This is a genomic window from Paraburkholderia sp. CNPSo 3272, from assembly GCF_024206495.1.
Lineage (GTDB): Bacteria > Pseudomonadota > Gammaproteobacteria > Burkholderiales > Burkholderiaceae > Paraburkholderia.
The window spans coordinates 334446-341662 of record NZ_JAMBPQ010000006.1; the positions used below are offsets into that span (position 1 = coordinate 334446).

The window sequence follows — 7217 nt, forward strand, 5'->3', positions numbered from 1 at the left end:
ATACGGATTCCTGCGTTGTTGTTCCCTGCTTTGATTCAGGCTGGCGAGCGGCATCCATGATCAGGAGTGCTCCGCGTGCGCCTGGGTCGTCTGCCGGTATGCGCGGATCGCGTCGAGCATGCCGGCATTCGCCTCGCCAGGCAGCACGAAACGCCGGCATGCGTGCTCGGCGACGAACATCACCGCCACGAGCGGCAACGCCAGATAGTTGGCGAACGTCGACCACGCGACGATCGGTGCAACCGCGAACATCAGCGTCGAAACGCCGGCAATCGCGACGAAAAAAACCGTCCATGCGAGCGTGATCTGGCGCGTATAGCGCGCGACGGACGGCGTCAGCGCGCCGCCGTGGATCATCGACGCGAACTGCGTGCAAAGCGGCACGCGACCCGCCGCGAGCGTGCGCCCGAACAGCAACGCCATCGCGAGGTTGAAGCTCACATGCTCCAGATACAGTCCCCACTCAAAGTGCCAAGCAAGCGGCGTGCGCATGAACCACACCGTGAGCACCACGAGCGTCCACAGCGGCAGCAGCCACGCCCGGCGCGGCGAACGCGCGGCGGCGGCCAGCGCGATCGCGAGCGGGGGCACGAGCGCCATGGCCAGGCCGAAGCCGTGCGCGCCGGGCGTCGCGACCGCGTAGTGCGCGCCGATTTGCCAGGCGGCCACGGCCGTCACTCCGAGGGCAGCGCGCGCCGCCGCGGCCACGGCGCTCACCGCCCGCCTCCGCGCACGCGCGCGCCAGAGGGCCGTGCGCAGGGCGCCGGCGGGCGGTCGGCCCCGGTGCGACCCAGGGCGGTCTGGCTAAGCAAAGAGGGCATCTGGCAAATATCGCAAATGGACTCGTAAGTGAATCGTAGGGTAAGGCAAGCGCCCCGAATCCTCTTAAGAAACGCAAGTATCGGGCCGGTTTTTTGCAAGCGTGTTCAGGCACGCACATTTTAAGATTGGCGGGACCCGATCACCTGTCCTGCCGGATGCCGGTTTGTAACTGAATGTTCGGAATCGCGTTAGGCGGGTTTTTTGTCCGATCCAGACAGGCCCGAAGCCGTGCAAGCGTCTCGCGCGTTCCGATCGCAAAAAAGCGCGGCGCTTGGCACCGACCCTCTGTAACCCTTTCGGCTGGGAGCACGGTATACGCACCGATACCCTTCACTTAGAATCCTGGTAACTTTTACATCAAACGAACCCTAAAAACGGGTGGCCGGCGCTTTCGGCCCGCACGCCCGGAGAGCCCACGCATGATGAACGCACTGGAACAAGAGCTCGCCACGCAGATCGTGAAAGAGCTGAATCTCGAAGATGTCTCGCTCGACGAAGTGGGCGCCGACACTCCGCTCTACGGCGAAGGCTTCGGGCTCGACTCGATCGACATTCTGGAAATTGCGCTGCTGATCTCGAAGAAGTACGGCTTCGAGTTACGCTCGGACAATCCGGAAAACGAGAAGATCTTCGCGACGCTCGGCACGCTGGCCGCCTACGTCGCGGCGCACCGCGTGCGCTGATCGTGCGCGGCGCGCGGTGCCATGACTGCCGGCGCTGGCCAGGACCTGGCCAGAATTGAGGGAGGAGAACCCATGCGTGCACTCGTCACTGGCGGCAGCGGCGCACTAGGCCAGGCCATCAGCGTTGCGCTCGCGCAGGCGGGCCACGAGGTCTGGGTGCACGCGAACCGGCGTCTGGCCGAGGCCGAGGCCGTCGCGCAGCGCATCGTCGCGGCCGGCGGCAGCGCGCACGCCATCGCCTTCGATGTGACCGACGCCGACGCGGCCGAAGCCGCGCTCGCACGGCTCGTGGAAGACGCGCCCGTGCAGATTCTGGTGAACAACGCGGGCATACACGACGACGCGCCATTGGTCGGCATGCGCCGGGAGCAATGGCGCCGCGTGATCGACGTCTCGCTCAACGGCTTTTTCAACGTGACCCAGCCGCTTCTCATGCCGATGATCCGCACGCGCCGCGGGCGCATCGTCAACATCGCCTCGCTCGCGGGCGTGATGGGCAATCGCGGCCAGGCGAACTACGCGGCCGCGAAAGCCGGGCTGATCGGCGCGACGAAATCGCTCTCGCTGGAGCTGGCTTCGCGCGGCATCACCGTGAACGCCGTGGCGCCCGGCATCATCGAAACGCCGATGGCGGAGCACGCGTTTCCCGCCGAGCGCATCAAGCAGCTCGTGCCCGCGCAGCGCGCCGGCCAGCCCGCGGAAGTCGCGGGCATGGTGGCGTACCTGGTGTCCGACGCGGCCGCCTACGTGACAGGGCAAGTGCTCTCGATCAACGGCGGCCTGGCCTGAACACGCGGCGCGTTTTTCGCCGCTGCATCCTCTGAGGAAATACGAGTGTCTGTGCAACCCTTCGACGCAAAGCGGCAGTCGCGCTCCGCGCCCGGCACAAGCACGGGCGCGAGCGCCGAAGCATCCGGATACGAAGCGCCCGCGCACGATGCGCCGGACCTTCGCCCAGGCGGTTATGCGCGCACGGCGACGCGACCTAAAATTTTTTCAGGGTCTCACGCTGCAGAGGCAGCCGCTGCCATGGCCACGCCTTCGTCCACGCATCTCGTCCTGATCCCGAGCTACAACCCGGGCGCCAAGCTCGACGAGACCGTGCGCGGCGCACGCGCGCAATGGAACCCCGTGTGGGTCGTGGTGGACGGCAGCACGGACGGCAGCGCCGCGCGCCTGCAGGCCATGGCCAACGACGACCCCGGCCTGCACGTCATGGTGCTGCCCGCCAACCGGGGCAAGGGCGGCGCGGTGCTCGCGGGGCTCGAAGCCGCCGCGGCGCGCGGATTCACGCACGTGCTGACAATGGACTCCGACGGCCAGCACCCCGCCGCGCTGATCCCCGAATTCATGGCCGCCTCGCAGGCCGCGCCCGAAGCCATGGTGCTGGGCCGGCCGAAGTTCGACGCGAGCGCGCCGCAACTGCGCGTGCAGGGACGACGCCTGTCGAACCTCTTCGCCGACTTCGAGACGCTGTGGGCCGGCATTGGCGACTCGCTGTACGGCTTTCGCGTGTACCCGATCGCGCCACTGAAGGCGATCATGCACCGCCAGACGTGGATGCGCCGCTTCGACTTCGATCCCGAAGCCGCCGTGCGCCTGTGCTGGGCCGGCGTGCAGCCCATCCAGATCGAGGCGCCGGTGCGCTACTTCGGCGCCGATGAAGGCGGCGTTTCGCATTTCAATTACGTGCGCGACAACCTGCTGCTCGCGGGCATGCATCTGCGGCTCGTGAGCGGGTTCGCGCTGCGCCTGCCCCGCTTGCTCGGCAAGCGCCTGCTTCCCTGATCGCTTATTGGCTCGCTACGCCGTGGCGCGCTGCGTAGCGCTCGTGCGATAGTCGGCCAGCAAGCGCTCCTGCTTTTTGCCGGCCGCAGCGAGATTGCGCGCCTTGACGTGGCCGAAGCCGCGAATCTCGTCGGGCAGCGCCGCCAGCTGCAGCGCGACGGGCATGCGCTGGGCGTCGAGGCTCGCGCAGAATTCGTCCACGAGCGCCACGTATTGCGCAATCGAGCGGCGTTCGTCGCGACGCTCTCCGGTCTTGCCGAACACGTCGAACGCCGTGCCGCGCAGCCCCTTCATGCGAGCCAGCGTGCGCAACACCGGCAGCACCCAAGGACCGAAACGGCGCTTCACGAGATGACCGTGCTCGTCGCGCTTCGCGAACAACGGCGGCGCGAGCCAGAAGTTCAGCTTGTAGTCGCGTCCCGGCTCGCCTTCGAACTGCTCGCGCAGCTTCTGCAGATACGCAGGATCGGCATACAGACGCGCGACCTCGTACTCGTCCTTGTAAGCCATGAGCCTGGCGAGATTCACGGCCACGGCGCGCGTGAGCGGCAGCTTCGCGTCGCCGCCGCCAAGCGCCGTCTCTTTCTCACGAATGCGCTCGACCACGCGGCGATATTGCTCAGCATAGGCGCTGTTCTGATATGCGGTGAGCAACGCTTCGCGCGCGGCAATCACCTTCTCGAGCGATTCGGGCATGTGCAGAACGACGGCTTGCGGCTGTGCCGGCGCTTTGGTGAGTGTGCGCACGACCGCCTCGCCATGATGCGCGACGTAGCGGCCCCAGTTGAACGCCTGCTGGTTCTTCTCCACGGCCACGGCGTTGAGTTCGATCGCGCGACGAAGATGCGCGAGTTCGAGCGGTAGCCAGCCCTTTTGCCACGCATAGCCCAGCAGCAGCGGGTTGCTGTAGATCGTGTCGCCGAGCAAGGCCAGCGCGAGCGCATTGGCGTCCACGAACGCACAGCCCTCGCCGATGCTCGCGCGCAGTTCGTCCTCGGTTTGCGCGCCCGGGAACGTCCACTTCGGATTCTTGACGAATTCCGCTGTCGGCGTCGCGCCGCTGTTGATTGCCGCGACCGTCACGCCATGCTGGGTGCGCGATAGCACGTCACCCGAAGCGGAGACGATCGCGTCGCAGCCGATCACGAGGCGCGCCTCGCCCGTGGCGATGCGCGTGGCGTGCAAGGCGGCGGGCGTCGCCGCCACCTGCACGTGGCTCAGCACGGCGCCGCCCTTTTGCGCGAGCCCGGCCATGTCGAGCACGGTCACGCCCTTGCCCGCAAGATGCGCGGCCATGCCTATCAAGCCGCCGATGGTCACGACACCCGTACCGCCGACGCCCGTCACGAGGATGCCGTAAGGCTTCTCCAGTTGCGGGAGCTCCGGCATGGGCAACGCGTCGAAATCGATCGAGGCGGCGCTGGACACGTTTGCCGCGCGCGGCTTGCGCAACTGCGCGCCCTCGGCCGTCACGAAGCTCGGGCAAAAGCCCTTCACGCACGAGAAGTCCTTGTTGCACGACGACTGGTTGATCTTGCGCTTCGTGCCGAGCGGCGTATCGAGCGGCTCGACGGAAAGGCAGTTCGATTGCACCGAGCAGTCGCCGCAGCCCTCGCACACGGCGTCGTTGATGAACGCGCGGCGCGCCGGGTCGGGATAGGCGCCGCGCTTGCGGCGACGGCGCTTTTCGGTGGCGCAGGTCTGGTCGTAGATCAGCACCGTGGTGCCCGCGATTTCGCGCAATGTCCGCTGCACGCTATCGAGCTGGTCGCGATGATGAACATCCACGCCCGTCGGCAAAACGATATTGGCGCCGTATTTTTGCGGCTCGTCCGTGACGATGACGATGCGCTTCGCGCCTTCGGCATGCACCTGATGCGCGATCTGCGGCACGGTGAGCACGCCGTCCACGGGCTGGCCGCCCGTCATCGCCACCGCGTCGTTGTAGAGAATCTTGTAGGTGATGTTGGCATTCGATGCGATGGCCGCGCGAATCGCCAGCAGTCCTGAGTGAAAGTAGGTGCCGTCGCCGAGATTCACGAACACGTGCTTGTCGCCCGAGAAGTGCATCTGGCCGAGCCACGCCACGCCCTCGCCGCCCATCTGGCTGAAGGTTTCGGTCTTGCGGTCCATCCACATCGACATGTAGTGGCAGCCGATGCCCGCCAGCGCGCGCGAGCCTTCGGGCACGTTCGTCGAGGTGTTGTGCGGGCAGCCCGAGCAGAACCACGGCTTGCGCTCCACCGTCACGCGCGGCTTCGCTGCCTCGCGTTCCTTCGCCTCGATGATCGCCACCCGCGCGAGCATGCGCGCGCGAACTTCCTCGGGCACGTCGGCGCGCGCGAGACGCCGCGCAATGGCCTTGGCGATCAGCGCGGGCGAGAGTTCGTAGTGCGCGGGCAGCAGCCAGTTGCCGCGCGGCACCGACCATTCGCCGCCTTCGTTGTCGCGCTCGTCGAATTTGCCGTAGATCTTGGGGCGCACGTCTTCGCGCCAGTTGTAGAGCTCTTCCTTGAGCGCATATTCGAGAATCTGGCGCTTTTCCTCCACCACGAGAATTTCTTCGAGACCGGTGGCGAAGCCGCGCGCGTCCTGCGCGTCGAGCGGCCACACACAGCCCACCTTGAGCACGCGCACGCCGATCTGCGCGCAGGTTTCGTCGTCGAGGCCGAGGTCGGTGAGCGCCTGGCGCACGTCGAGATACGCCTTGCCCGCGGTCATGATGCCAAAGCGCGCGCGCGGCGAATCGATCACTACGCGGTTCAGGCGGTTCGCTCGCACGTATGCGAGCGCGGCGTACCACTTCTCGTCGAGCAGCCGCGCTTCCTGGGCGAGCGGCGTGTCGGGCCAGCGGATATTGAGGCCGCCTTCGGGCATCGTGTAGTCGGCGGGCGTGACGATCTCCACGCGATCCGGGTCGAGGTCGATCGACGCGGTCGACTCGATCACGTCGGTCACGCACTTCATGGCGACCCAAAGGCCCGAGTAACGGCTCATGGCCCAGCCGTGCAAACCGTAGTCGAGATATTCCTGCACGTTCGCGGGATAGAGCACGGGAATGCCCGCCGCGATGAGCGCGTGCTCGGACTGGTGCGCGACCGACGACGACTTCGCCGCATGGTCGTCGCCCGCGAGCACGAGCACGCCGCCGCGCGCGTCGCTGCCCGCGGAGTTGGCGTGCTTGAACACGTCGCCGGTGCGGTCGACGCCGGGGCCCTTGCCGTACCACATGCCGAACACGCCGTCGCGCTGCGCGCCGGGCCAGAGATTGATCTGCTGCGTGCCCCACACGGCGGTGGCGGCGAGGTCTTCGTTCACGCCGGGCTGGAACACGACGTCGTGGGCCTGGAGATGCTTTTTCGCCTTCCAGAGCGACTGGTCGAGCGCGCCGAGCGGCGAGCCGCGATAGCCGGAGACGAAGCCCGCGGTGTTCAGGCCGGCCTTGCGGTCGCGCGCCTTTTGCAGCATGGGCAGGCGCACCAGCGCCTGGGTGCCGCTGATGTATACGCGGCCCTTCTCCAGCGTGTATTTATCGTCGAGCGAAACGGATGCGGCTAGCGATGCAGCGTCTACGGCGGCACGGTCTGGGGCGTTCATGGCGGGGCTGTCTCCGGAATCGGACTTCATCGGTACGTTTTCCGGCCGAGTATAGGAAGCCGATATGCCATCGTAAAATCACAAATTGAAAACGCTGGTATGCGAAAAACGGATGGCTACGCGCAGAGAAAACCGTGCATCGAGCGGCGCTTGCTCAAGCCCCTCGGGCATTTGCCGTTAACACACGGGACCAGCAACCACTCATTCCGGAGTCCCGCTTGCACGCGAAACCACGCGCCCTGCCATCTGCATCTGTCTTGTTCGGAACCCTGGCCGCAACCCTGCTGATCAGCGGCTGCGTCTCGAGCCCCCGAGTCGCCACCGCCC

Annotated in this window: 5 protein-coding genes; 3 read left to right on the plus strand and 2 right to left on the minus strand. The window is 66.6% G+C overall.

The annotated features are described in order from the left end of the window. Positions 1–60: 60 nt before the first annotated feature. A complete protein-coding gene (locus M3I53_RS10980; RefSeq protein ID WP_254315960.1) occupies positions 61–717 on the minus strand; it encodes a hypothetical protein in 657 nt (218 codons plus the stop codon). A gap of 527 nt (positions 718–1244) precedes the next feature. Here M3I53_RS10980 and M3I53_RS10985 point away from each other — a divergent pair. From M3I53_RS10985 to M3I53_RS10995, 3 genes are all read left to right on the plus strand, one after another. Beyond that, positions 1245–1505 carry a phosphopantetheine-binding protein gene (locus M3I53_RS10985; RefSeq protein ID WP_254315981.1) on the plus strand — a complete coding sequence of 87 codons (261 nt, stop codon included), beginning with the start codon at positions 1245–1247 and terminating at the stop codon, positions 1503–1505. 72 nt (positions 1506–1577) lie between these two features. Then, complete coding sequence (fabG, locus tag M3I53_RS10990) at positions 1578–2294, plus strand: 3-oxoacyl-ACP reductase FabG (RefSeq protein ID WP_254315961.1); 717 nt, start codon at positions 1578–1580, stop codon at positions 2292–2294. A gap of 240 nt (positions 2295–2534) precedes the next feature. Continuing rightward, positions 2535–3293: a glycosyltransferase family 2 protein gene (locus tag M3I53_RS10995; RefSeq protein ID WP_254315962.1), complete on the plus strand. Its 759-nt coding sequence runs from the start codon at positions 2535–2537 to the stop codon at positions 3291–3293. 15 nt (positions 3294–3308) lie between these two features. On the opposite strand, the gene M3I53_RS11000 is transcribed toward M3I53_RS10995, so the two are convergent. Continuing rightward, positions 3309–6890: an indolepyruvate ferredoxin oxidoreductase family protein gene (locus tag M3I53_RS11000; RefSeq protein WP_254315963.1), complete on the minus strand. Its 3582-nt coding sequence runs from the start codon at positions 6888–6890 to the stop codon at positions 3309–3311. Positions 6891–7217: the final 327 nt, after the last annotated feature.

What these genes read in the sequence shown, in the direction of transcription:
- M3I53_RS10985 (WP_254315981.1), top strand. Translation starts at nt 1,245, where the DNA reads ATGAACGCACTGGAACAAGAGCTCGCCACGCAGATCGTGAAAGAGCTG.
- fabG (WP_254315961.1), top strand. Translation starts at nt 1,578, where the DNA reads ATGCGTGCACTCGTCACTGGCGGCAGCGGCGCACTAGGCCAGGCCATC.
- M3I53_RS10995 (WP_254315962.1), top strand. Translation starts at nt 2,535, where the DNA reads ATGGCCACGCCTTCGTCCACGCATCTCGTCCTGATCCCGAGCTACAAC.
- M3I53_RS11000 (WP_254315963.1), bottom strand. Translation starts at nt 6,890, where the DNA reads ATGAACGCCCCAGACCGTGCCGCCGTAGACGCTGCATCGCTAGCCGCA.